Source organism: Paenibacillus sp. FSL R10-2771, assembly GCF_038000205.1.
Lineage (GTDB): Bacteria > Bacillota > Bacilli > Paenibacillales > Paenibacillaceae > Paenibacillus_AQ > Paenibacillus_AQ phytohabitans.
In genome coordinates this window covers 5,517,202-5,542,427 of sequence record NZ_JBBOBM010000001.1, presented here as the reverse complement: position 1 = coordinate 5,542,427, position 25,226 = coordinate 5,517,202, and the positions used below count along the sequence as shown (strand labels likewise).

The 25,226-nt window shown below is 50.8% G+C and carries 19 protein-coding genes; 17 read left to right on the top strand and 2 right to left on the bottom strand.

Features of this window, described 5'->3' with window-relative positions; translation table 11 throughout:
* Window positions 1-20: 20 nt before the first annotated feature.
* The 8 genes from NSU14_RS23530 to NSU14_RS23495 all read left to right on the top strand — a co-directional run bounded on the left by NSU14_RS23530 (window position 21) and on the right by NSU14_RS23495 (window position 10,659).
* Window positions 21-2,063 (top strand): hydantoinase/oxoprolinase family protein, encoded by a 2,043-nt coding sequence (locus NSU14_RS23530; RefSeq protein WP_340947461.1) that lies wholly within the window; start codon window positions 21-23, stop codon window positions 2,061-2,063.
* Window positions 2,063-4,036: a hydantoinase B/oxoprolinase family protein gene (locus tag NSU14_RS23525; protein ID WP_076242468.1), complete on the top strand. Its 1,974-nt coding sequence runs from the start codon at window positions 2,063-2,065 to the stop codon at window positions 4,034-4,036. Before NSU14_RS23530 ends, NSU14_RS23525 begins: the two co-directional genes overlap by 1 nt.
* A gap of 73 nt (window positions 4,037-4,109) precedes the next feature.
* Window positions 4,110-5,264: an ABC transporter substrate-binding protein gene (locus tag NSU14_RS23520; RefSeq protein ID WP_076242469.1), complete on the top strand. Its 1,155-nt coding sequence runs from the start codon at window positions 4,110-4,112 to the stop codon at window positions 5,262-5,264.
* Window positions 5,265-5,306: 42 nt separating this feature from the next.
* A complete protein-coding gene (locus NSU14_RS23515; RefSeq protein WP_076242470.1) occupies window positions 5,307-6,434 on the top strand; it encodes an ABC transporter ATP-binding protein in 1,128 nt (375 codons plus the stop codon).
* Complete coding sequence (locus tag NSU14_RS23510; RefSeq protein ID WP_076242471.1) at window positions 6,431-7,348, top strand: ABC transporter permease; 918 nt, start codon at window positions 6,431-6,433, stop codon at window positions 7,346-7,348. Before NSU14_RS23515 ends, NSU14_RS23510 begins: the two co-directional genes overlap by 4 nt.
* On the top strand, window positions 7,341-8,174 hold the full coding sequence (locus NSU14_RS23505; protein ID WP_076242472.1) for an ABC transporter permease: 834 nt from the start codon (window positions 7,341-7,343) through the stop codon (window positions 8,172-8,174). Before NSU14_RS23510 ends, NSU14_RS23505 begins: the two co-directional genes overlap by 8 nt.
* A 5-nt stretch (window positions 8,175-8,179) precedes the next feature.
* Window positions 8,180-9,394, top strand: a complete 1,215-nt coding sequence (locus NSU14_RS23500; protein WP_076242473.1) for a M24 family metallopeptidase — start codon at window positions 8,180-8,182, stop codon at window positions 9,392-9,394.
* Window positions 9,395-9,465: 71 nt separating this feature from the next.
* On the top strand, window positions 9,466-10,659 hold the full coding sequence (locus NSU14_RS23495; protein ID WP_076242474.1) for an MFS transporter: 1,194 nt from the start codon (window positions 9,466-9,468) through the stop codon (window positions 10,657-10,659).
* 87 nt (window positions 10,660-10,746) lie between these two features.
* On the opposite strand, the gene NSU14_RS36035 is transcribed toward NSU14_RS23495, so the two are convergent.
* Window positions 10,747-11,028 carry an S-layer homology domain-containing protein gene (locus NSU14_RS36035; RefSeq protein WP_076242475.1) on the bottom strand — a complete coding sequence of 94 codons (282 nt, stop codon included), beginning with the start codon at window positions 11,026-11,028 and terminating at the stop codon, window positions 10,747-10,749.
* A gap of 297 nt (window positions 11,029-11,325) precedes the next feature.
* Between NSU14_RS36035 and NSU14_RS23490 the strand changes: the two genes are divergently transcribed.
* The 4 genes from NSU14_RS23490 to NSU14_RS23475 all read left to right on the top strand — a co-directional run bounded on the left by NSU14_RS23490 (window position 11,326) and on the right by NSU14_RS23475 (window position 18,273).
* Entirely contained in the window at window positions 11,326-14,409 is a 3,084-nt protein-coding gene (locus tag NSU14_RS23490; RefSeq protein ID WP_076242476.1) for an ATP-binding protein, read from the top strand.
* A 25-nt stretch (window positions 14,410-14,434) separates the two neighbouring features.
* Window positions 14,435-14,851 (top strand): LytR/AlgR family response regulator transcription factor, encoded by a 417-nt coding sequence (locus NSU14_RS23485; RefSeq protein ID WP_336102361.1) that lies wholly within the window; start codon window positions 14,435-14,437, stop codon window positions 14,849-14,851.
* 96 nt (window positions 14,852-14,947) lie between these two features.
* Window positions 14,948-17,602 (top strand): glycoside hydrolase family 28 protein, encoded by a 2,655-nt coding sequence (locus tag NSU14_RS23480; RefSeq protein ID WP_340947460.1) that lies wholly within the window; start codon window positions 14,948-14,950, stop codon window positions 17,600-17,602.
* A gap of 5 nt (window positions 17,603-17,607) precedes the next feature.
* Window positions 17,608-18,273, top strand: a complete 666-nt coding sequence (locus NSU14_RS23475; RefSeq protein WP_042134625.1) for a YczE/YyaS/YitT family protein — start codon at window positions 17,608-17,610, stop codon at window positions 18,271-18,273.
* A gap of 274 nt (window positions 18,274-18,547) precedes the next feature.
* Here the strand turns inward: NSU14_RS23475 and NSU14_RS23470 are convergent, their stop codons facing one another.
* Window positions 18,548-18,955 carry a MerR family transcriptional regulator gene (locus tag NSU14_RS23470; RefSeq protein ID WP_042134627.1) on the bottom strand — a complete coding sequence of 136 codons (408 nt, stop codon included), beginning with the start codon at window positions 18,953-18,955 and terminating at the stop codon, window positions 18,548-18,550.
* A gap of 120 nt (window positions 18,956-19,075) precedes the next feature.
* On the opposite strand from NSU14_RS23470, the gene NSU14_RS23465 reads away from it, so the two are divergent.
* From NSU14_RS23465 to NSU14_RS23445, 5 genes are all read left to right on the top strand, one after another.
* Window positions 19,076-20,125, top strand: a complete 1,050-nt coding sequence (locus NSU14_RS23465; RefSeq protein ID WP_039301254.1) for an NAD(P)-dependent alcohol dehydrogenase — start codon at window positions 19,076-19,078, stop codon at window positions 20,123-20,125.
* Window positions 20,126-20,527: 402 nt separating this feature from the next.
* Entirely contained in the window at window positions 20,528-21,073 is a 546-nt protein-coding gene (locus NSU14_RS23460; RefSeq protein WP_340947459.1) for a PadR family transcriptional regulator, read from the top strand.
* A complete protein-coding gene (locus NSU14_RS23455; RefSeq protein WP_231575306.1) occupies window positions 21,057-21,548 on the top strand; it encodes a hypothetical protein in 492 nt (163 codons plus the stop codon). Before NSU14_RS23460 ends, NSU14_RS23455 begins: the two co-directional genes overlap by 17 nt.
* Before the next feature lie 211 nt (window positions 21,549-21,759).
* The gene (locus NSU14_RS23450) at window positions 21,760-24,027 is read left to right on the top strand and encodes a helix-turn-helix domain-containing protein (RefSeq protein WP_076242483.1); all 2,268 of its coding nucleotides are present in this window, start codon (window positions 21,760-21,762) and stop codon (window positions 24,025-24,027) included.
* 230 nt (window positions 24,028-24,257) lie between these two features.
* A complete protein-coding gene (locus NSU14_RS23445; RefSeq protein WP_042134638.1) occupies window positions 24,258-25,214 on the top strand; it encodes an ABC transporter permease in 957 nt (318 codons plus the stop codon).
* Window positions 25,215-25,226: the final 12 nt, after the last annotated feature.

The window sequence follows — 25,226 nt, the reverse complement described above, 5'->3', positions numbered from 1 at the left end:
TAAATGAAGGAGTGGAATTCGTGGAAATTAATTACCGCTTAGGCATCGATATCGGCGGAACCTTTACGGATGCCATCGTAACAGACGGACATGGACAGGTTGTCGCTGCGCTAAAAACACCCTCCGTAGCCGATGCTCCCGAACAGGCGATTTTTAATACATTAGAGCAACTGCAGTCCAAGGGAGTAGATACCCGCAGCATCAAACTTTTCGTGCACGGTACTACACTCGGGGTAAACACGCTGATCGAACGCAGTGGTGCTGTAACAGGGCTGCTGGTGACCAAAGGCTTCCGGGATGTGCTCGAAATACGCCGCTTGCGGCTTGAGAATACCACTAACCTTTATGGGGATAAAACGCAGCCGCTTGTCCCCCGCCAGCTTGTAAAAGAAATTAATGAACGGCAGCTTGCAGACGGCAGAGTGCTGACGGAGCTGGACCCGGAGGAACTGCTTCGGGCGGCGGACGAATTGGTGAAGGACGGCGTTACAGCTCTGGCAATCAGTTTCCTGCACTCTTATGCCAATTCTGGACATGAGCAACTGGCTGAACAGCTGATCCGTGAGCGTCATCCGCAGCTGTTCATCTGCAGAAGCAGCGCAATCTGGCCGCAGCAGCGTGAATACGAGCGTACACTCGCCACGGTGATGAATGCTTATGTAGGCGAACGGATGGGTTCTTATTTCAACCGTCTGCAAGCCGGAATTGGACAATACGGAGTATCGGCTACGCTGCTGTCCACGATGTCGAACGGAGGAATGATGACTGCCGCCCGTGCTGCAGCTGAACCGGTAAGGACACTCCTGTCTGGACCCGCCTCCGGCGTAATCGGTGCAACCTATATTGCGGAACAGGCAGGGATCAGTCAGGTCGTTACCTTCGATATGGGTGGGACAAGCGTAGATGTCGCCTTGATTGACGGAGAACCTGCCTACTCTACGGAGAATCAAGTGGGTGATTTCCCGGTCATTATTCCGGCAATAGACGTGACCGCTATCGGTGCGGGCGGAGGTTCCATAGCCTGGGTTGATTCGGTAGGGGTACTGAAGGTAGGGCCGCGCAGTGCAGGCGCCAAGCCGGGACCGGCCTGCTACAACCGGGGCGGTGAGCAGGCAACAACCACTGATGCCTATCTCCATCTGGGCATTTTGCAGGCAGACCGCTTTCTTGGCGGTCAGATGCGCCTCTTCCCGGAACTGGCTGAACGGGCGCTTACACATTTGGGCAACCAGCTTGGGCTGAATGCCACCCAGACTGCGCAAGCTATTCTGGATGTGGCTACCGCCAATATGTATGCCCAATTCTCACCGCTGATGGCGCGAAAGGGAGTCGATCCCCGCGACTTCACTTTGCTAGCTTATGGCGGAGCGGGCCCGATGCACGCTTTTCTGATGGCGCGTGAGGTTGGCATCCGCCGGGTGCTGATTCCACCATCTCCCGGAACACTTTGTGCAATGGGCTGTACGGTTGCGAACCTGCGTAATGACTTTGTTTTCACGCTCCACAAGAGCAGCCGTGGACTGGCTGAGGATGAACTCAAGACCCGTTTCTCCTCGCTGGAGCAGCAAGGCCGCCGCTGGATCGAAGAAGAGGCCCGGGGCGGAGTGAAGCTGGAAGGTACCTATGTCATTTACAGTGCCGATATGCGGTATGAAGGACAGGCATTTGATCTGGAGGTCATGCTTTCCGAATCTGAGATTTCCGAACCTGAAGAAGCCAAGAATAAGTTCCACGGACAGTATGAGTCTGTCTTTGGCATCAGCCAGCCAGAGGCGGAAGTCATGTTCGTCAATTTGCGGGCAAGCATCGTCGGGCTTCTGCCGGGCAAGACCATGGCAATTCTTCCACAGGCAGAAGCGAGTGAGAAACCTATTGAAGCCCGGAGAATCTCATTTGATGGACAGGAATATCAGGCCAAGGTGCTGAGCCGGGAGCATCTGACAGCAGATAGCCGGGTTTCCGGTCCGGCTATCCTTGAGGAATATGATACGACGGTCTTTATTCCTTCCGGTTACACGATACACGGTGATCTTTACGGAAATATTATCGGGGAGGCAGATTAATGATTACGGATAAAGTCTTCCTGGAGATCTTCAACAACCGGATTCAGGCTGCCGTAGAGGAAATGGCTAACGTCGTGCTGCGAACCGGCTTTACCGCCTTTGTCAAAGAAACAGGAGATTTCGGTACTTATCTGTTATCCCCGGAAGGTGAGACGTTCGGTTCCCCGCTGGATACGGGATACAACCTGTCGCTGGGAATTCCTGCGGCTACCACCATCCGGGCAATCGACCATTGGCAGGATGGTGATATGGTCATCTGCAACGATCCTTATACCACGGGGGGGATGGTTACCCATCTTCCGGATATCCACTTGATTAAACCCTATTTCCATGACGGCAGGATTATTGCCTTCGGCCTCTGCTTCGTGCATTCCTCGGATGTCGGCGGCAAGGTTCCGGGAAGTGTGTCGCCAAGCGCGTATGACATTCATATGGAAGGCATCCGGATAGCACCGGTCAAACTGTATGAAGCCGGCCAGCTTAATGAGCAGGTGCTCCGGCTGCTGCTGGACAACAGCCGGATTCCTGAGCAGAACCTTGGAGATCTCAAGGCGCTTATGGCTGCGCTGAATAGAGGGGAGCAGCGTTTGAAGGAGCTGATCGTCAGATATGGTGCACAGCAAGTGGAACAAGGCATCGAGAATCTGCTTGAATATGCTGAGCTTAAAGCTCGGACGATCATTCAGGACATACCCGACGGCTCCTATGACTTCTGGGACTACCTGGAAAAGGGTCCTGGCGGCTATCCGATCCGGCTGCGTTGCCGGATGACAATTACCGGAACGGATATCCATCTGGACTTTAGCGGAACCGACCCGCAGGTTAGAGCCTCATTTAATATTCCGACGCATAACCAGCAGGGTCACTATATGCTTGTGCCTGCGCTGATCCGCTACTTCCGGACCCTGGATCCGACGATTCCCTGGAATTCCGGGATGGTAAGGATGGTGCGCAACTACGCGCCCCCGGCATCGGTGCTTAATCCGGAACCGCTGGCGGCGGTAGGTGCGAGAGCAGCGACCTTTATCCGGGTGATGGATGTCATTACCGGTGCGCTGAGCCAGGCGCAGAGCAGTAAAGTGCCGGCTGCGGGAGCGGGCCAAGCCTGTATTGTCATGATGGCGATGACCGATGCTTCCGACGGCAAGCGCAAAGTCGGTGTGATCCAGCCGGTCTGTGGCGGATCGGGGGCCAGACCGATGAAGGACGGAATTGACGGGATGGATTTTGCCGTAGGCCATTTGCGGAACATCCCGGCTGAAACCGTTGAGGCGGAGATGCCGGTACTGATTGAACGTTACGGCCTGCGGGCGGATTCAGCCGGAGCCGGCAAATTCAGAGGCGGCAGCGGCATTGACTTGCGCGTTAGAATCCTCAGTCCGGATACCGTAATGACCGCAAGAAATATGGAACGGATGGAATTCCAGCCCTGGGGCCGTCTGGGAGGCGGTGTAGGAGAGCATGGAGAAGCGATTTTGAATGAAGGCCGGGCAGATGAACGTAACCTTGGCCGGATTGACGAGCTTTTGCTCCAGCCGGGGGATACCGTGACTTTCCTCTCCCAGGGCGGCGGCGGATATGGAAGTCCGTATGAACGGGACCCGGCACTCGTACTGAACGATGTGCAGAAAGGGCTTTTGTCGGTGGAGCAGGCTCGTGAATGCTACGGTGTAGTGATAAATGCCAATACCATAGATGAAGTGTTCACAAGATTGCTGCGTGGCGGGCTTCATAATAATGGGGAGGCCTTCAGCTTCGGGGAAGCCCGGAACGAATTTGAAATCCTGTGGACGGATGAGATGCAGCTCGCCGTGAACGCTGCCCTGAGCAGCTATCCACTGGCGCTTCGGGATTATTTGAAGCGACAGACAATGGCTGAAGCCGAGCGTAGGGTGGCCTCAGGCCATCCGGTCTCACCTTCAGCAGTTCCAGGAATAATGGAAGAATTGCGCGGGGGAATAGGACTGCGCTGATGACTACAACCGCTGATGATCGTAAGAAAACTAAATTACACCAAATAGTAAACAACCTGGAGGAGAGAAACCAATGAGTATTCAAAAACCTAAGCGTTCTTATATCTTACCTGCCGTGTCGCTTGCCCTGATGCTGGCACTCTCGGCTTGCGGAGGGGGGACCAATGTGGATAACGCTGCCGGAAACAATGCTGCAGGAAGCCCGGACAATTCCCCGGCAGCCGGTAGCGGAGAAAAAGTAAAGCTGACCATGTTTATCTGGGCCGGCTCCAATCAGGATGTGGTTCCTAAGGAAGTCGTAGCCGAATATGTAAAAAACCATCCGAATGTTGAGGTGACCTTCGAGGAATCCTCCAATTCTGTAATGTATCCGAAAATGCTGGCAGGCAAGCAGGCCGATGCTGACAATCCGATTGTAAACTTCGGGTATTTCAATGCGGATGCTTCGGCGAAGGGCCTCAATGACGATATGTGGGAGCCGCTGGATCCGGCCATTGTGACGAATATGAAGGATATTCCCGAATCCTTCCATACAACAGACAACAAGGGTATCGTCTGGGGAGTATCCAGCTTTGCGCTGGTCTACAACAAGGATCTGGTGAAGACACCGCCCACAAGCTGGAACGATCTGTGGGGAAGCGAAGAGTTCAAAGGCAAAACTGCATTGTGGGATTACATGTTCTATTCTTATCTCTCCCCGCTTCTGGCTGTAAAAGGGGAAGAACTCGGCGCATCCTATGACAATCCTGAACCAGCCTTCCAATTCTGGGCAGACAACAGCGATCAAATCGGAACGCTGGTTACCTCGAACGATCAGCTTAAGGGTCTGCTTGACTCAGGCGACGCGCTGATTGCTCCATTCAGTGCACAGGTAGCACAAACATGGATCGAAGGCGGCTCCCCGCTGGCTGTAGCCTATCCTAAGGAAGGTGCGATTTCCTTCCCGTATTCCCTGCAGGTTGTCAAAGGCTCCACACCAGAGCAGGAAAAAGTGGCCAACGAGATCATTAATGAGCTTCTTAGTGCAGAAGCGCTGTCCCGGTATGCCGAGGTAACAGGAACTCCAGTTACAAGTACAGCTGCAGCGATTCCGGATAAATACAAGGATGATCCATCCTTCTCCGTTGAAGAACAGGGCAAGGGGATTAATCCGGACTGGGATACGTTGGCCAAGAACAGCTCTGCCTGGAAGGATCTATGGGACCGTCTGGTCAAAACAGAGCTATAATCCGGCAGCTGTCATCAACCGAATAGATAGGAGATGAGCACAATGAGCGGCGGAGTGGGGCCGATTGCAATCGAGACGCGGGACGTGGTCAAGCGTTATGCGGGAAGTACTGCCGTTAATCAGGTATCGCTACAGGTGAAACGGGGAGAGTTCGTCTCTCTCCTCGGGCCCAGCGGCTGCGGGAAAACCACGCTGCTCCGGCTTCTCGGCGGTTTGGAGCAGCCAGATGAGGGTGCAGTACTGCTGTCGGGACAGGATGTCTCAGGTATTCCGGCTTATGGCCGCAATACGAATATGATTTTTCAGCAGCTGGCATTGTTTCCCCATATGGATGTTTTCAACAATATCGCTTATGGCTTGAAGGTCAGAAAAACGCCGAAAAGCGAAATCAAACGGCGTGTTCAGGAGATGCTGGAACTGGTGCAGCTCGGTGATTACAGCCGGCGTGCCATTTCCCAGCTGTCCGGCGGTCAGGCGCAGCGTGTTGCCATTGCCCGCGCTTTGATTAACAAGCCGGAAGTTCTCCTGCTGGACGAGCCGTTATCAGCACTGGATATGCAGCTGCGTCTGGATATGCAGCGGGAACTGAAACGGATACAGCGCGAATTCGGAGGCACGTTCATTTTCGTTACCCATGATCAGAATGAGGCGATGAACATGTCGGACCGCATTGGTGTCATGCGTGGCGGCAAGCTGCTTCAATACGGGACGCCTGATGAAATTTACGAACGGCCGGTTGACAGCTTTGTAGCCAAATTCATCGGCGATACGAACCTGCTGCAGGTTAAGATAGTGGGTACTGAAGAAGGCCTGGTATGGGTTCAAGCAGGCGGTTTGAAGCTTGCCGTGCGGCCGCAGGAAGGACTTTCGGCGATTTCTGCCGGTAGCGGGGCTTCGCTGTCTATCCGGTACGAGTATCTAAGGATAGGTGCAGAGGCAAATAGCTGCGTCAACCGTCTGGAAGGAACCGTCACCGAGAGTGTGTATGGCGGTGCAAGCATCCGGTACACGCTGGATATGGGCGGTCATATCCAACTGCAGGCCAGCAGTCTGTATCAGCGGGGAGATGCCCGGTATGCACCAGGAGATTCGCTGCAAATCGGATTCAATCCCGAAGATGGACTGCTTTTGCCTATAGAGGCACCTGCCTACGAGGAGAGTTCCTTATGATGCGTGCAACTGGCAAGCTTATAGGGCTGTTCTCCCATAGGAACCGTACCTGGGCTGCACAACTGCTGTTGCTTCTGCCTGCACTTGTCCTAATGGGTGTCGTCTATCTGGGTGGTCTGCTGATCTTCGGCCGGTACAGTTTTGATCTCTACGAGAACGGGCGGCTGATCAGGGATTGGAATTTGGCATCCTACCGTGCTTTCCTTGGAGATCCCTATTATTGGACCTTGATAGCCACCACCTTTAGAGTTGCCGCCAAGGTTACCTTATGGAGCCTGCTGCTTGCCTATCCGCTGGCCTACTGTATTGCCGGACTGAAGCGGGCGGTACTCAAGCAGACCCTCTTGCTGCTCACATTTCTTCCGCTTCTGGTCAGTGCTGTTGTCAGATCATACGGATGGCAGCTGCTGTTGTCCAAACAGGGTTTCATAAACTGGCTGTTTGTTGAGCTCGGCCTAACGGATAACGGTTTTGAGATGATGTACAATGAGACCGGTGTGGTTGTTGCACTGGTACATATCTTTTTGCCGTTTATGGTATTCCCGCTCTTGAATGTGCTGACCCAGTCTGACGGTACGCTGAAGGCGGCGGCCCATGATCTGGGTGCAGGCAAATGGCGCACGTTTCTCACCATTACACTGCCCTTGTCCGCGCGGGGGATTGCCAGCGGAGTGCAAATTGTCTTCACACTTTGCCTGACCGCATTTACAACCCCGCAGCTGATCGGAGGCGGGCGCGTCATGACGCTTCCGGTATTGATTTATCAGCGTACATTGGATACGAACTGGCCTATGGCAGCCGTGGCGAGCCTCTTTTTATTTGTTTCGTCGATCGTCGTCTCAATGATTGTGAACAAGGGAGCCGACTGGCTGATGTTCCGGCGTACACGGGCAGGGGGACAAAGCCATGTCTAAAAAAACACGGAATTACAAGTGGGTTCTCTATGTAGGTGTCGGCGCGGTCGGGCTATATCTGCTGCTTCCGCTGTTGATGATCCTGCTGACTTCCTTAAGCAGCGGAACCTCCAGCAAGTTTCCGCCCGAAGGGCTGACGCTGGAATGGTATAGCCGTCTGGGAGATCAGAAGCAGTTCATGGAAGCCTTCCGGAACAGCATTCTCGCTTCAGCGGGTGCGGTTTTGTTGGCTCTCATTACAGGTACGCTGGCTGCACTGGCCATTGTTCATTATCCTTTTCCGGGCAGAGGGCTTTTGCGGGCCTTTTTTATGTCACCAATGGTAATGCCCAAAATTACACTGGGCGTGGCGTATCTGATTCTGTTCTCAAAGATGCATATCGCCGGAGGATTGTTTGCCCTGATTCTGGGGGAGGCGGTCATCGTACTGCCGTTTGTACTGTCTATTGTGGGCAGCGCTCTGGCCAACCTGAATCCGGCACACCGCGAAGCTGCTGCGGATCTGGGTGCGGGTCCATTTCGTATTTTTTTCACGGTTACGTTGCCGCAGCTGCGGCTTTCACTTCTTCTGGCAGGCTCCATTTCCTTTGTCTTCACCTTCGATCAGGTTGAGACAGCATTGCTTATTCTGCGTCAGGGAAATTACACCTTGCCTATTCAGCTCTTTCTGTATATGGAAAAATGGCAGGATCCTACGGTTGCCGTTGTTTCCGTCGTACTGATTGCCTTTGCGCTCGCTTTGTTCTTTGCAATCAAACTGGTCATCCGTTCCGCACCGGGCGTGGAAAACATGCTCGGCAGCAGAACGAATAAAAGGAGGTCTTGAACCTGATGGACAAGCCTATTTCGATACCTGTTTCCGGAGTGAACCGGACACGTGCTGCTGAATTGATGGCTGCCAGCAGCTTGGCTGCTCTTGTAGCAACCACACCGGAGAATATTAACTATATTCTAGGCTCTCAGCTGCGGGCCAGCAACTGGACCATGCAAATCTATGCGGTACTGCCACAGGAACCGGAAGCCCGTCCCTGTGTCATTATTCCGACCAACCGGCTGGGTGTAATCGCACAGATGGGGATTACCGGCGCGGATTTATATGTGTATAGCGACTTTTTTGTGGAGGGATCTATCGAAGGCAAGCCATCCACGCCGGATATTGATCTCTTTTACTCCTTGCTGCAGAATACGACAACCCATGCGGGACCGATTGAAGCCTTGGAGGCGGCACTTGAGCATCTTGGCCTCAAAGGACAAGCGGTCGGCGTGGATGAGATGAGAATTGCTCCGGATCTGCTTGCCAAATTTGCCGGTGGACTTCCCGGCGGACAAGCTATGCCTGCGTATAAACTGTTCCGTCAAATCCGCCAGATCAAAACACCGTTTGAAATCGAACGTCTGCGGCAGTCTGCGGTTCTGAATGAGGCCATTGAGCAGCAATTAATCGATCTGATCGCCGCAGGTGTGCACGAGAAAGAGTTGGCCGACCATTACCGGCTTGCCGTGATGAGAGCAGGCGGCACCCCCGCAATGACGGCGGTCGGTGCAGGGCCGCGCAGTGCTCTTCCCCTGATTGAGAATTATTTCCGCGTCATCGAGCCAGGGGATCAGATCCGTTTTGATCTGTGTCTCCAATTGGAAGGTTACTGGGGAGATACCGGCAGAACGGTTGTGCTTGGTGAAGCCACCCAATGGATGGAACATCACTTTCAGGCAGTACGCAGCGGCTGGGAGCAGGCACTTGAAACGATCCGTCCCGGTGTGAAAGCATCCGATGTCTTCCAGGCAGCCGTAGCCAGAGTTCAGAAGGAAGGGATTCCTCATTACCGGCGCCAGCATGTGGGACATGCCATCGGCCTGGAATTGTACGATGATATCACCCTGTCACCCGGGGATCACCGCGTTCTGGAGCCTGGAATGGTACTGTGTGTGGAAGTTCCTTATTATGAATTGGGTGCTGGAGGGTTTCAGATTGAAGACACCATTGTAGTGACAGCGGACGGTTATGAATTTCTGACACATATGGAACGCAAGCTGTTCCGCAAATAACAAGGGAAGGTTCCGGTCAACCGGTCCTGTTCCGACAACCGGAGCTTCTCCAGTGAAGAAGGTTGGAAGCAATGAAGATTCTGCAGGGTTCAAAATCGTTCCGCAACGTTAGCCTTGCACTGTTTGCCGGAGGGTTCGTCACCTTCGCGCTTCTGTACACCCTGCAGCCGTTGATGCCGGAAATCACCGGTGCGTTTGGAATCACACCGACAGAAGCCAGTTTAACACTGTCCGTCACCACCATATCCATGGCACTGACCATGCTGTTCATAGGTTCTCTATCCGATGCCGTTGGCCGCAGAGCTATTATGACAGTATCGCTTGTCGCCGCTTCCGTGATCGCCATTATCTCCGCTTTCAGCCCGTATTTCCCTGTGCTACTGCTGCTGCGCATCCTGCAGGGGATTGCACTGGCCGGATTGCCGGCTATTGCAATGACCTATCTGGTGGAAGAGATTGATCCTGCCAGTCTGGGTTATGCGATGGGATTATATATCAGCGGCAATTCCATCGGAGGGATGGCCGGCCGGATCATCAGCGGTTTACTCACCGACTGGTTCGGTTGGCGGGCGGCAGTCGGTGCGATTGGCTTGCTGGGCCTGGCCGCAGCGATGATATTCTGGCTGGTGATTCCGCCTTCGCGCCATTTCGTGAAGCAGACAGGCAAGCTTAGCAAGGTTATTCCACTGCTCTGGTCACAATGCCGCAATCCCCGGCTCTTATGCTTGTATGGGCTGGGTTTTCTGCTGATGGGCAGCTTTGTCACCTTATTCAATTATATTGGCTTCGAACTGACAGGTGAACCGTACAACCTTAGCCAGTCACTGGTCGGCAGCATTTTTGTCGTTTATCTGATGGGAACCTTCAGTTCCACTTGGATGGGACAGCTGGCTGACCGATATGGCCGCAGCGGTGTGGTCATGCTCGCGCTGGCCATTATCTTAACGGGGGCACTTTGCACCCTGCATCCCTTCCTGTGGGTCAAAATCATCGGTCTGGCGCTGTTTGCCTTTGGTTTCTTTGGTGGACACTCCATTGCCAGCAGCTGGGTAGGCCTGGTGGCCGATGAGCATAAGTCGCAGGCCAACGCACTTTATCTCTTTTTCTATTACGTGGGCTCCAGCTTCAGCGGTACGGGTGGCGGAGTGCTGTACGGAAATTTCGGCTGGGGAGGCATCATCAGTATGATAGCAGCTTATGTGGCTTTAAGCCTGTTACTATGCAGTTTCCTGGTGCGTAAGAGCCGGCTTGGACACCGGCGGTGAGGAGCAGACACAGCGGGAGATTACGAAGGATCAGGGGAGTTATGTGTGAAGGATAAAGATAACCAGCAGGAATGAGAGATTGAAGTCTCAATCCTGCTGGTTATTTGTATGCATTATGAATCGGGCTAAAAGCATTGTCAACGGCAATGTAACCATGTCTACTCGCGAGATGGATGCATCAGGACGGAAGGTCCCGTCTCCGTAGCCAATGATGATTCCAAGTTGTGTGAGCCGGGCAATCGCTTGAGCAGACCAGTCAGCTTGTACATCAGGGAAGGCTGCGGGAGCCGTTGGGGCTGGTTCGCCGAGAATTCTCCAGAGAATCGTGGCAAATTCAGCGCGGCTGTCTTCACCATTACCTATTGCCAAGCCGAGTCGTATTACCTGGCTACTCGCGGTCTCCTCTGAATATTTAAATGGTTTGATATTCCAACAGAATTCTACATCAAGAAGTTTTGGACGGTCAATATTATTTGGTATTTTATAGAAATTATTTTACATGGTTCTACATAATCTTCACAATCTCTACGAATTGTTTCTAGGAGAATCGTAATAGAGCATGCACAAGAAAAGGACATGCCGCTAAATGGTACAGATGATATGATGGAACTAAAGCTGTATTGAAATGAATAAAGATAAGGCTGAGAAACGGAGTAGATCCTCAAGATGAGAAAAATGCTGATGGGCCTGATTATAGTGGGCCTCGGATGTTTTGCTATATTATTCGGCCTAGTGAAAGCCTCTGATCATAAAGCCCAGAACCCCGCTCCCGCCCGGCATGGTGTACTGGATTTGAGCGCATGGAATTTTCAGGGAGAACAGGTCGTTTCGCTGGATGGACAATGGGAATTTTATTGGGATCAGCTGCTCAGGCCGGGGGGAGCACCTTCTGTTTCTCCTGGATATATGCAGGTACCCGGTTTTTGGAAGCATGCGAATGAAGACGGGGGTCTAAATAGCCAAGGAGCCGTTACCTACCGTCTGAAGGTTAAGCTTGAGCCTTCGGCAACGATGTATGGGCTTAGAATATCCAACATCCGCATGGCCAGCGAGATCTACGTGAACGGGGACAGGGTTGCCGGCAGCGGTAAGCCCGCGGAATCCGAAAGCCTGTATAGGTATGAGAATAAACCGTACAATGCCTTTTTTACGGTACAGGGAGATACGGCGGAGATCATTATCCATGCAGCGAATTATGAGAATTCGCAGGGCGGGATTCCTTATAGCCTTTATTTCGGGAGCGCCGGGGGAATTCTTAAGCTGAATACCCATACCACCATTCTCAATTTAATTCTGATTGTATCTCTCCTTATGCTCGGGTGTTATCAGCTTAGTGTGTTTATTATACGGAGAGAGGAAAGAGGACTTCTTTATTTCGGACTCAGCTGCATTATTATCGCCTGGTCTTTTGCCAGCAACGGTGACCGGATTCTGGTTGAGTATGTGAATCTGCCGCATGAGATTTATTATAAGATTCAAGCCGTATCGCTGTATCTCTCCCTGATCACGATGGTCATGTTTATTAAGACTATGTGTAAAAGCATGATTCCTGAGTGGTTAATTAATAGTGTTGTCGGTGTGACGGCATTGTACATCGGCTTTGTGCTGCTCACGCCGTTTCAATGGTATTCGCGTTTCAATGCGGTATTCAGCTATCTGCAGCTATTCATCTATGTCATCATTCTGGGATTGATGCTTCATTCATACCTGAAGGGCAGGTATGGAGAATTCAGCAAACGGACACTGCTCCTCTTTATATTGGCCTTAGGCGGATATGTAATAGGGCTGTTTGATTACGGGTTGTATCTGAGCAGCCTGACACCCACTTACACCATAGGATACTGCTCCATATTGATTTTTTGTTTTCTGGCCTCCTTCCTCCTGTCTTACCGGTATTCGGAAGCGTATAAGACGATAGAAGGAATGGCTGTAATGCTACAGCAGGCGGATAAGCAGAAAGACGAGTTCCTGCTGCATACCTCTCACGAATTCCAGACTCCGCTTCACGGAATCATTAATTTATCCCAATCCATGCTGGAGACAGGAGCCGGAGCAGAAGCAGAAGCCGGAGAACTCAGCGCAAGCCATATCCAGAATCTGTCCCTGATCAGAGATACCTCCAGAAGGCTCTCGGGACTGGTTCATGACATTCTGGATATGGAGAAAATCAAACGTAACGAGCTAAAGGTTCAACTAACCGGTGTGGATGTCCGTGTGTCTGTCTCCCTCGTATTCGATTTATTCCAGGGTTTGATTACTGGTAAAAAAATCAGATTTGTCAATGCCGTACCGGAGCATCTGCCCCTCGTCTATGCGGATGAGAACCGGCTCAGGCAAATCCTCCACAATCTGGTCGGCAATGCGGTGAAATTTACTCATGAGGGTATGATTACGATTCATGCTCAGGTGATAGAGGGTCAGGTCAAAGTTGTGGTGGAGGATACCGGAGTGGGGATGAGCTTATCTGACTGGGAGGCTATATTCCAGCCCTTTGAGCAAGCACACTCTCCAGAGGAGTACGGGGGAACAGGACTGGGGTTGTTTATCTGCAGGAAGCTGCTGCATTTGATGGACGGTACCATCAAGGTAGAATGGTCAGAGCCGGAGCAGGGGACGGGCATCGCTTTTACACTTCCGGTTGCCGAAGCAGCCCGGAATTCACTCCCGGATTACGAAGCAGCCAAGGAATCTGCCTCCATAAGCGAAGAATGGGGCATGGCGGAATTACCAGGCCGGAGCAAGAGCACCTTCACGCTGCTGGCCGTTGACGATGAACCATCCAATCTCCAGGTCCTGTCCCGGGTTTTTGCCAATGAGCCTTATCAGGTTATCTGGGCGACCAACGGGCTGGAGGCCTTGGAAATGTTGAAGAAACGCTCTGATATCGACCTGGTTCTGCTCGATGTAATGATGCCCAAAATGTCGGGGGTTGAAGTCTGCAGAGAGATCCGCGGGCAATATTCCCTATTTGAGCTGCCTGTTGTATTGCTGACGGCGCGTTACGGCAATAGCGATATTGCTGCCGGCTTCAAGGCAGGGGCGAATGATTATATCATCAAGCCGTTTGATGCTGCAGAGGTCAGGGCCAGAACGGAAACGCTCCTGAAGCTTAAGAAGTCAGTGGAAGAAGCTCTGAAGGCAGAGGTGGATTTTCTCCAGTCGCAGATTAAACCGCATTTCTTGTTCAATTCCTTGAACTCGATTATTGCCTTATGCCGGACAGACGGCGCGCGTGCAGAGAAGCTGATTATGCATTTAAGCTATTACTTAAGAAGAAGCTTTGACCCGAAGCCTGACAGCTTTGTCCGGATTGAGGACGAATTACAGCTGGTTGATGCTTACGTGCAAATTGAGGAAGCCCGGTTTGAGGAGAGGCTTACGGTTGTATATGATGTGGACCCGCAGGTACTGAAGCGAAAGATTTTGCCGCTGACGATACAGCCTTTGGTAGAGAACGCTATCCGGCATGGGGTAACGAAGAAAATGGAGGGAGGAACGGTCAGAATCTCCATCTCCCTGGACAAGGATACGGTTTATGTGGAGGTGTGGGATAACGGGGGCGGTATCAGTGAGACGGGAATCCAAGCCTTATGGACAAGCGAAAGGGCTTCTTCCGAAAGAAGGGGAGTTGGACTCGTAAATATTCAGCGGAGACTGAAGCATTTCTATGGAGAAGCATTACAGGTATCCAGTGAAGAAGGGGAATGGACAAGCGTGCGGTTTCAGTTCAAAATTCAGCATTACGCGTAAGCCTTAGAAGAGGGAAGGGTCATTCATGAGAGTTGCAATTGTTGACGATGAACGGCTGGCGGTCCAGCGGCTTGTACAAATCCTGGAGTGCCGTGACGATGTCGAAGTGGTTGGGGCATATACCAAATATACAGATCTGCTGCATGAATTCACCCGGCTAAGACCTGATGCGGTCTTTCTGGATATTGATATGCCGGGAATGAACGGTCTCGAATTGGCCGCTTCCTTAATTGAGCTAGACGAGCACCTGGAAATTGTATTTATTACGGCTTATGACCAATATGCACTGGAGGCCTTCCGCGTAAATGCTGTCGATTACCTGCCTAAGCCGGTTGACGAGGATGCTTTGGCACGTACCCTTCAACGGCTCAACAATTATATTACAAAAGATTTTCCATCGGTCGCAGCAGGAAAATCAATTGACTTGGACTCAGGTTTATAAATTATGAAACTGCAGATCAAACAGTAAAAAGATATAATAAGAGAAAACTGCCAGGATGATCCGGTTCGGATGGTTCCTAATCCATTGGAGGCTATTATGTTTCAAGTAACGGAAGCAACAGGGTGTCCTTTTGACAGAGGCTATTTAATGAAGGAAACGCATACATTCGATATCCGCAATTATGGGGCGGATCCGGAGAATGCGCCTGTGGAGAATACCAAGGCAATTAACCGCGCCATTCAGGCAGCATCTGTAGAAGGCGGCACTGTGATAATTCCTGAAGGCAGCTTCAGGGTATATACGATTCGACTGCGGAGCGGCGTTAATCTGTACTTGTCGGCTGGGAGCGTGCTTTCCGCAGCAAGAACGGATATCCGTCATTCCTATGAGCAGCAGAACGGAGAAGGCGGCAATTATGAAGAGCCTGAGGTTAATTTATATGCTGGTCTGCAGGATCACGGTCATACGTACTTTGCCAACAGCCTGATTTATGGCGCGGATATCCAGAATGTGATGATTTATGGGCCCGGGCTGCTGGATGGAAGTTCTTTGAATGATGAGGGAGAACTGGAGCAGGTTCTGATGGGCGGGGACCCGCATGAGCCATTGCGCCGGGACGAGCCCGGTCACCGCGGTGAATGGTTCGGCAATAAGGCGATTGCGATGGTGCGGTGCGAGAATGTCGCATTCTGCGACTTTTCTATCCTGGCCGGCGGCCATTTTGCCATTATAGCAACCTGTGTGAAGAATCTGCATGTCGGGCATATTCTTGTGGATACGAACCGGGATGCGTTTGATGTGGACTGCTGCGAGAATGTGACCATTGTTCATTCCACCTTCAATTCATTAACCGACGATGCTATTGTGCTGAAGGCCTCCTATGGCGGCGGAATCTTTATGCCGCTCCGCAATGTATTGATTGAAGACTGTGTGGTTAGCGGCTACGACACAGGCTCCGTATATGCGGGAACGTATACACAGGACAAGCTGATTGCAACAGACCGCTGCGGTCCTACCGCCCGCGTCAAGCTGGGTACGGAATCTACCTGCGGGTATGATTGTGTCACGGTCCGCCGCGTAGCGTTTAAACGGTCGAGAGGTTTTGCCCTTGAGGCTGTCGACGGGGCGGACTTAAGCCATATTATTTTTGAGGATTCCACGATGGAGGATATCAGCAGCTCGCCTATTTTCATCAAAATAGGAGACCGGGGACGTTTCCCTGTCACGGGGAATAGCACCGGGGAAGAGTTGATAGCGGCACGGGATGCAGCACCAAATGTAAGATTGGACCAGCCTAACTGGGTGCTGCCGGCCAAGGAATCGTATCAGGTGTATCCGGCAAGGCGCTATCTGCCAGCCTATAACAGAACACGCAAGGTTTCTGTGGATGGTGTGTCTGCTTTTAATGTTGTAGACCCTGAGCAGCCTTGCCGGTTGAACCCTGCTAACTATCATGAAGAGGGCGGCAAATGGTTTGCTGTCCGCTACGATGAGCACTCGAAGAAGTATGTGCCTGACTACACTAAGGAATTACAGGAAAGCGAGCTGCAGCTGTATGGCAATGCCAATGGTAGCGGCCGTATAGCCAATGTTCACGATATTATCATCCGCAATATTACCGCTAAGAATGTCGACCCCCGCTATCCCATTGAACTGATGGGGCTGGTAGGCAACCGGATTAAAAATGTCTCGATCTCCAATATTCAAGTGGAGTACCGCGGTGGTCTAAGTCTGGAGCATGCGGTGGAACAGCGCCAGCTGAATACGAACTGGGAATATACCCAGTACGGCAGTCCGAAGCGCAGCATTCAGTTGCTGCCGTGGCTGGTGAACACCTTTTTCCTGAAAAATGAAGGGTTATTGCCCCGGGTGGAATGGAATCCGGAAGCAGGAGCGTGGAAAGATGCGCCGTTCAATGTACCAGAGCTGCCGGAGGTGTATCCTGAACCCAGCAACTGGGGAATCCTGCCGGCTTATGGTCTGTACGCCAGGCATGTGGACAATCTGTATCTGAAGGAGATTCAGCTGCGCTATATGACGGAAGATACCCGGTATCCCATTGTGCTTGATGATGTTGTAAGTGGCGCTCTTGAACATATCCATGCCAGCCATGCGCAGGGGGTAGAAGAAGTCGTACTGGTAAGCAGCAGCTTCAAACGGCCCGCAGGCCTGGAATATGTGCCGGATTATCCGTATCAGCAGACTGCAGTTGAGAATGTGACAATGGACAGCAATCTGTCCGTCAAAAGGATAGAAGTGGAGGCGCCTGCTCCAGGCACGCCGAAGGACAGCTTGTATCCGTATGAAACTGTTGCAATTCCCGGAAACGGCTATACATATCCGTCTGCAACCGAAGATTATCCTTTGCCTCAAACGGTATTCCGGCCCTTCTTCACAGTTGTTCCGGCACAGAGCGTGAAGGCAGGTGAGACGCTATCCTTTGCTGTTGTAGCCAGACAGCCTGCATTCGAGACTTCGTCCCGGGAGACCGATGGCAGGATTTATAACGAATACAGTCCAGATAAGGACCCGGCAGTTCAGGGGATTGCTGAGCCGATGACTGTAACAACGGGCAATCTGCCTGAGGGGACAACTTTTGACACTGCCTCTTTTGTACCAGGCCAGGCTTGTATGTTTAGCTGGACTCCTGCTTCTGCTGCGGTTCGTGATGAACCTTACACTGCCACTTTTATTGCTGATGACGGGATAATCCCGGTCAAGATGAATGTCAGCATTAAGGTTGTAGGATGAACTATATGAAAAGATATATGAATTCAGTAGACCCCAAACGATTGATCATTATGCTTATCGGGAATGTTTTCTTAGGGATGGGCATCAGCATTTTTAAGCTGTCCGGAATGGGGAATGATCCCTTCAGCGGAATGGTGATGGCACTTGCAGACTCCAGCGGGCTCGCCTATGCGAATTTTCTAATCCTGCTGAACCTGGTATTGTTTGTAATCGAGTTTATCACGGGAAGGAAGTATATTGGAGCCGGAACTTTCGTAAACGCCATTTTGCTGGGTTACATCGCTACCTTCTTTCATAGTACCTGGCTGGAGCTGCTCGGCGAACCTCAGCTATTGTGGCAGCGGGTGGTTACAGTGGCGATTGGTGTGGTGATCTGCAGCTTCGGGGTATCCATGTATCAGACGTCGGATGTGGGAATCGCTCCCTATGACAGCCTGTCCCTGATTATGAGAAATAAGTTTCCGGCAATCTCTTATTTCTGGCACCGGATGTTTACAGACGCTTTTTGTGCTTTGATCTGCTTCCTGTTCGGAGGCATCATCGGTTTGGGGACGCTGGTGTCCGCACTGGGCCTTGGCCCGATCATTCATTTCTTTAATGTGAGTTTTACGAACAAGCTTCTGGCAAAAAAAGGTCCGCCAGCAAATGAAGATTCTATTTCGCTGAGTTAACATTAAACAAGGGTAGCGGACTCTGCAAAATATTGCAAGCCCGGCTACCCTTTTGTCGTATACTCAGTCCTTGGGTTCCCGTTTATCCTTGTGATCCGGTGCAATACCGGGAGCCGACACCTCCGGATCATCACCCATCAGAGCACCCACAATTTCGTCCAGCTTGCCAGAGGCCCCTTTTTCATCGTTCAGGCTTGAATCGGCTTCAGGTATAGGGTGAACGCCCGGCCGGGTGAACCACCAAATTCTGCTTTTCCCGATTCACATCCTCCCGTTAAAAGCTGGTCACCTTTTTGGTTTTATGAATATCTTCCGTACCGCTGTCTAAGGCAGTCTTATAATATGAGCATTTATGTTCGATGACTTCCATCGTTTTCTTCAGCTCCTCCATCTGTGCTTCAACTGAGGCTTTCCGCTCCAGGAACATGTCATATCTCTGCTGCAATGTGGAATCTCCCTCAGAGCACCACTCAATGAAATGTTTGATTTCCTTAATCGGCATCCCGGATGATTTCAGACATTCAATTATTTTTAGAGCTTCCATATCCGCTTCCTTGAACACGCGTCTTCCGCTGGAGGTCCTTTCGATAAAGGGCATCAGACCTTCCTTGTCATAGTAACGCAGAGTATGCGGTGTCATATTGAAATGTTCTGCAGCCTCAGTTATAGAGTATGTCTTCATCACGAATCTCCAGTCTCAATTGTATTTTGTGCTTGACTTAGAGTTAACTTTAAGTAATATCATATGGTTTGTAAAGTCGTCCTTACGGATTCTACTATGAACAAGAAGAGAGGTTACACCATGATACAAGTTAATGCACGCGCTACATTCAGCCAGGAAGGCCCGTTCAAGCTAACGACCATTGAGCGCCGGGAGCTTCAGCCGCAGGATGTTCTGATTGAGATTAAATTCGCCGGGATCTGCCACTCCGACATTCATACCGCCCGCGGGGAGTGGGGGCCAGTCAAGTATCCGCTCGTTCCAGGCCATGAGATTGCCGGGATTGTCAGCCAGGTCGGTTCCGGAGTTACAAAGTATTCCGTTGGTGACAGGGTAGGGGTGGGCTGTATGGTCGACTCCTGTGGAGAGTGCAGTAATTGCCATAAAGGCGAGGAGCAGTATTGCCTGCATGGAAATACGGGTACCTATGGAGCTACCGACCGGTACGGTCACTATACACAGGGCGGGTATTCCACCCATATTGTGGTGACAGAGGACTTCGTGGTCCGGATTCCAGACGCTATTCCGCTAGACGCTGCTGCCCCGCTGTTATGTGCCGGAATCACAACCTATTCACCGCTTCGCCATTGGGGAGCCGCTCCAGGCAAAAATGTAGCTGTAGTAGGTCTTGGCGGACTTGGACACATGGCTGTGAAGATCGCTCATGCTATGGGGGCTGAGGTTACGGTTCTGTCACAGTCACTGAAGAAGAAGGAAGACGGTTTGCAACTAGGGGCGGATCATTATTATGCGACTAGCGATGCGGAGACATTCAAGCAGCTTGCCGGTTCGTTCGACCTGATCATAAATACGGTAAGCGCGCAGATTAATATCGATGCTTATCTATCGCTCCTGGCGCTGGATGGTACCTTGGTCAATGTCGGTGCGCCTGCTGACCCGCTGGCCGTTAACGTATTCTCGCTGATCGGCCACCGCCGTTCATTTGCCGGATCGATGATTGGCGGAATCCGTGAGACGCAGGAGATGCTTGATTTCTGCGCCGAACATAACATTGCCTCTGAGATCGAGGTTATCTCTGCCGACCAGATTGATGAAGCGTGGGAACGTGTACTCGCCTCCGATGTCCGTTACCGGTTTGTCATTGATATCAGCACGATGGGTAAGGAATAAAATCCTGCACATAATACAACATTTTCCATATAATCTCGGCTAAAATTCAGTATTGTTGTATAAAAGGCAGCATTTCTTCTCCTTCAAGCAGCTCAGCGAAACGATTGATGTATTTCATACAACAATCTGTCTGAACACCCGGGTATCCGGGCAGCTAAGTTGCAGTACGTACAACATTTGGGCCTATACAGTGTAAGTGTAGACCAATCTGGTTATATTTGCTTATGAAATCCAAAGGGATATTATCCTTTTGGATTTTTTTTTGAAATGCTCAGAACTAATGCACAGCAAATGCCATTGACAAACCGGCCATGAAGTCATATATTCAATATATCGAAACGATATATATCAATATATTATATATAAACCCGCTATATGTCGTACTGAGGAAGGAGGGAATGAATGCTTATATATGTAATACTCGGGTTTCTGTGTGAAAAGGATATGACAGGCTATGAAATCAAGCAGAAGATGATACGCAGCACCTCCAACTTTATTGATGCCAGCTTCGGCAGCATCTATCCTATGCTCAAGAAAATGGAGAAGGGGGAACTGGTCAAGGCTGAAGAAGGGGTAGAGGAGGGCAGATTCAAGAAAGCCTATGGGATCACGGAAAAGGGGAAGGGTGAGTTTATGGAATGGCTACAGACACCCTGTACATTTTCCCCGTTCAATTATGAGTATTTAAATAAGCTGTTCTTCTATAAATATCTTGACGAGCATGAGGTTGCCCGGCTGATTGCCAGCTTCCGCACCACTGTCGCCAGTGAATACAACAAGCTTACTTTAATAGAAGAGAAGCACATTCAAGAGATGGGTGTATACGAACACGCGACGTTGAGGTTTGGCAAAGAATATTATCAGATGATTATGAATTGGCACGAGGAACTCATTAGCGAAATTACAGGAAAGAAGGAGAATAACAATGAGAATGACGAAGAAATTTAAATTGCAGATTGCAGCGGACAAGGTGGATTTGTACAAATGGGTGACGGAGATGACTCCAGGTGAATATGAATCATTCTCTAAGGGCCACAAGGCAATGGGCAGTTATTTTGAAGAGGGTGAGTTCTATATGGTTAATGTGGAGAATATGGGGAATGAGATGATTGTTCAGCACTATCAGTTAAAAGAGCATGCAGAGGATCATTTGCGGTTCTACTCTGACCGGACAGAAGCCTATATCATGCGGTGGATACCCGCCATTGTCGGAGTGCCATGGGAAATGAAGATTACGCCTATTGACCGTAACTCTTGTGAATTCAGCTGTACGATTGGTGCAGACTTCCCCTCACGGTTGCTGGCTATGGCAGCTTGGATAAACGGCCTTGGGGGGTTCTTTATGAGACAACATTTGGCCGGTGAGGGCGTGAAATTTGCTGAAAATATTGAAAAGAAGTTTAACAAAGCCAGTACACGCTGAGCTTGGGAGATAGTACATGTGTACACATACAATGTTCGACAATCTATGAGCAAATGACCAGACCGAGAACCCTATTTTATGGTATTATCATAGAACAGTATTTACGCAGGTAAGCTACTCTTCATCAATCTAAAGGTATAAGCAGAGAAGCCCAGTGTATGCTGGGCTTCTTTATTTTAGATAAATTTACCGTAGGAACAGGGGGCACACCATGAAAAAAACACCGATGATGCTACAGCTGGCATTGATTCTATTCTGTATCATGGCCATTCCGGCAGCGATCTTGACGTGGTATAGCGGGGCACAGATCATAGAAAACTCAGAGACAGCCATCGGTGAATCTGCACTTGCCGGTCTCAATGCCAACCGCAAGTTAAATGAGAATGCACTGGCCAATCTCGCCCAGGATACGGCGCGTCTGGCTGCAACCAATGTATTTGAACGCATCCGCAGCTTCGAGACGTATGACGAGGTGAACGCAAGCTACACTAACGTGACCAAGGCCTTGTCTGTGATGAATGAACTGCTGAACCTGAACCGCCGTGTAGACGGTGTTTATTCCTCATACTTTTATCTGAATAACTCCGATTATGTTATTTCTACAGACAATGCGGTTACGAAGCTGGAGCGGTATGAGCAGGTAGGCTGGACATCCGAAGCTCTGGCAGGCCAGAGAGGAATCAGCGGTGTGTGGGTACCCCGCGTGCTGGGCACGGGCGATCATGTGGTGTCCTATGTGTACCCTCTCAATCGTCTCTCCTCCACGACGGACGGATTGATTGTCGTCAATATGCGGGAGAGTCAGATCGGCAAATATCTGAATACGGCAGAGGCCGGGGACGGCCATTCCCTGCTCCTTGGATCTGACGGAAAAGTAATATCACACAGTGACAAGTCGCTGCTGCTCACCGACGGCTTTGAGCAGCCCTTCCTACAGGAAATCCTGGATGAGGGTTCAAGCGAGGGCTATACATTCCGCGAGCTGGACGGCAACCGGATGGTTTACGCATGGAGCCGCTCGGCATTGTCCGGATGGTGGAATGTAAGCTGGAGCTCGATGGATAAGCTGATGACCAAATCACGGGATATGCAGGGGAATATTATTTTGCTTACCGGAGCTATTATTGTGCTGGGAACGGTACTGGCGGTCTTTCTCGCTACCTGGATGTCCAGACCACTCCGGCAATTAGTCCGGATGATACGCTCGAAAAGTAATCTGGAGGTAGTCAATAAGAATGAGCTTGCCTTTCTGAATGTGGCGTTTAAGCGGATGCAGGAGGAGGAGGAAGGCCTGTTCCAGCTGCTGCAGGAGCGCGAACAGGACACCCGCAGCTTCGCCGTTCACCGCCTGTTGCGCGGAGAGATTCCGCCCCGGATTACGGAGATCTTCCCTGAGCTGTATTACAGAATAGCTGTGGTCTCCATCGACCAGTATAGAGTGTACGTTGGCAATACGAATCTCGAGACACGCAGCTACCACGGATACCTGCTGAACGCGAAGTACGAGAGCCTGTTCCCGGAGGGGGTTCTGGCCCGTTCTGTCTATCATAGTGACGGATGTATTGTGATTGTAATCAACTTTGCTCCGGGCGGGGATGAGCAGAGTTGTGACCGCATCCATCAGGCGCTGGACAGAATCCGGGAGGAGTCGCTAGAGCTGTTGGGGCATTCTGTCACCATAGGGGTAAGCGGCTTGGCAGATGCACCCGAAAGGGTAGCCCAGCGGTTGTTCGAGGCGATGGAATTGATTAAGCAGCGGATGATTAAGGGAGCCGGAAGCGTGATGTACTGGCAGGACGAAGAGGAGAACAGCCGTAAATATATGGATTCCGAGAGCAGTGAGCGGCGGATTCTCAACTTCCTGGATGCCGGCGATCTGAACGGGATACTTAAGGAGCTCCAGGTCATCCGCTGCCAGATCGGTTCAGCAGAGAATATTTCCTACGATAACATTATGTTCATTTATCACCAGCTGCTGGGTGCGACGATCAAGCATCTCCGTGAGAATCATATCAGTACCGGAAGAATGATTATGGGGAAAGGCAACATCTACACTCTTCTGGCATCGATGGATACGCTGGATGAGCTTGAGGAATATTTGCACGGGTTCTTCCAAGAAATCGTGCAGGACCTGGACCGGGGTACCCGTGAAGCCAATCATGGGGAACGGATCATTCAATATTTGCAGGATCATTACCGTGAAGAAATTGTATTGAAGGATATGAGCCATGATTTTGGCATCAGCTATTCCTATATGCGCAAGATTGTGTATGACTTAACCGGCAAGAGTATGATTGATTATCTGAACCAGCTGCGTATCGAGAAGGCCAAGGAATTGCTGCTGGATACCGACCTGACGATCAAACAGATTGCGGCAGAGGTGGGCTACTTTAATGTACAGAGCTTCAACCGGTTTTTCCGCAAATACGAGGGCATGCCGCCGAGCAGCTACAAAACAGCCAAGACCAAAAGCTCTTAAAGGCCTGCTTCTGGCCGTAATTATTCCATTCATGACTCTTAATGAAAACGTTTTAGCCTATCATATTTGATCATATTGCTGCTGCGGAGGCCTTATAAACCGCGCGGTTGTCAGTTTTAATGGCCAGCAGCATTACTCATCGTATTCAAAACCGGCTAATGGAGATAGCATAGAGCTCAGGCCGGTGGATGCAACTGGCACAGAGATAAAATGATGTAGGAGGTGAGACTTTGAAAGTTGCAAACGCTTCAAAGACAAATCAAAATGCTCTATTAAGAAAGAAACAGGGGCCCGGGTATTTTTTAAAGCGTGACTGGCAGCTCTATTTCCTGGTATTGATTCCACTGTCTTTTGTAATCGTATTCAAGTATCTGCCGATGACCGGACTTGTAATCGCTTTTAAAGACTACAAAATTGCAAAAGGCTTCTGGGGCAGTGAATGGGTGGGCCTCCAAATCTTCCAGGATATTTTCGCCAAGCCTGACTTTGCTCCTGCCGTCCGTAATACGCTGCTGCTGAATATTCTTGATCTGTGTTTCAGCTTCACGATGCCGATTCTGCTGGCGCTGCTGCTGAATGAGGTCAAAAGTATCCGGTTCAAACGCATCAATCAGACGCTGCTGTACCTGCCGCATTTCCTGTCCTGGGTCATTATCGGGGCCATCGCATATCAGCTTCTTAGTGAAGGCGGCGGTGTGATTAACAATCTGATTGAACTGATGGGCGGTACCCGCGTTCCGTTCCTGCAGGAAGACACGAACTGGCTGATCAGCTATCTGGCTATCGGTGTGTGGCAGAGCATGGGCTGGGGCACGATTATCTATCTGGCGGCGATGAGCGGGATCAACCCGGAGATGTATGAAGCGGCTACGGTCGATGGAGCAGGACGCTGGAGAAAGGTATGGAATATTACGGTACCTTCTATCCGTGCAACCATCGTAACCCTGCTGATCATGAATCTGGGGAAAGTAATGGAGGGCTCGTTCGAGCGCATCTTCGCTCTGCAGAACAAGGCTACCACAGAGTACACAACAACCATACCGGTTCTGGTATACCGCTGGGGGATTGAATCCGGTAATTTCAGCCGGGCGACCGCGCTTGGATTATTCCAATCTGTTATCGGAATTATTCTTGTAATAACGGCAGATCGCGTCGCTAAAAAGCTCGGTGAAGATGGAATATTATAGAAAGGAGGGAAA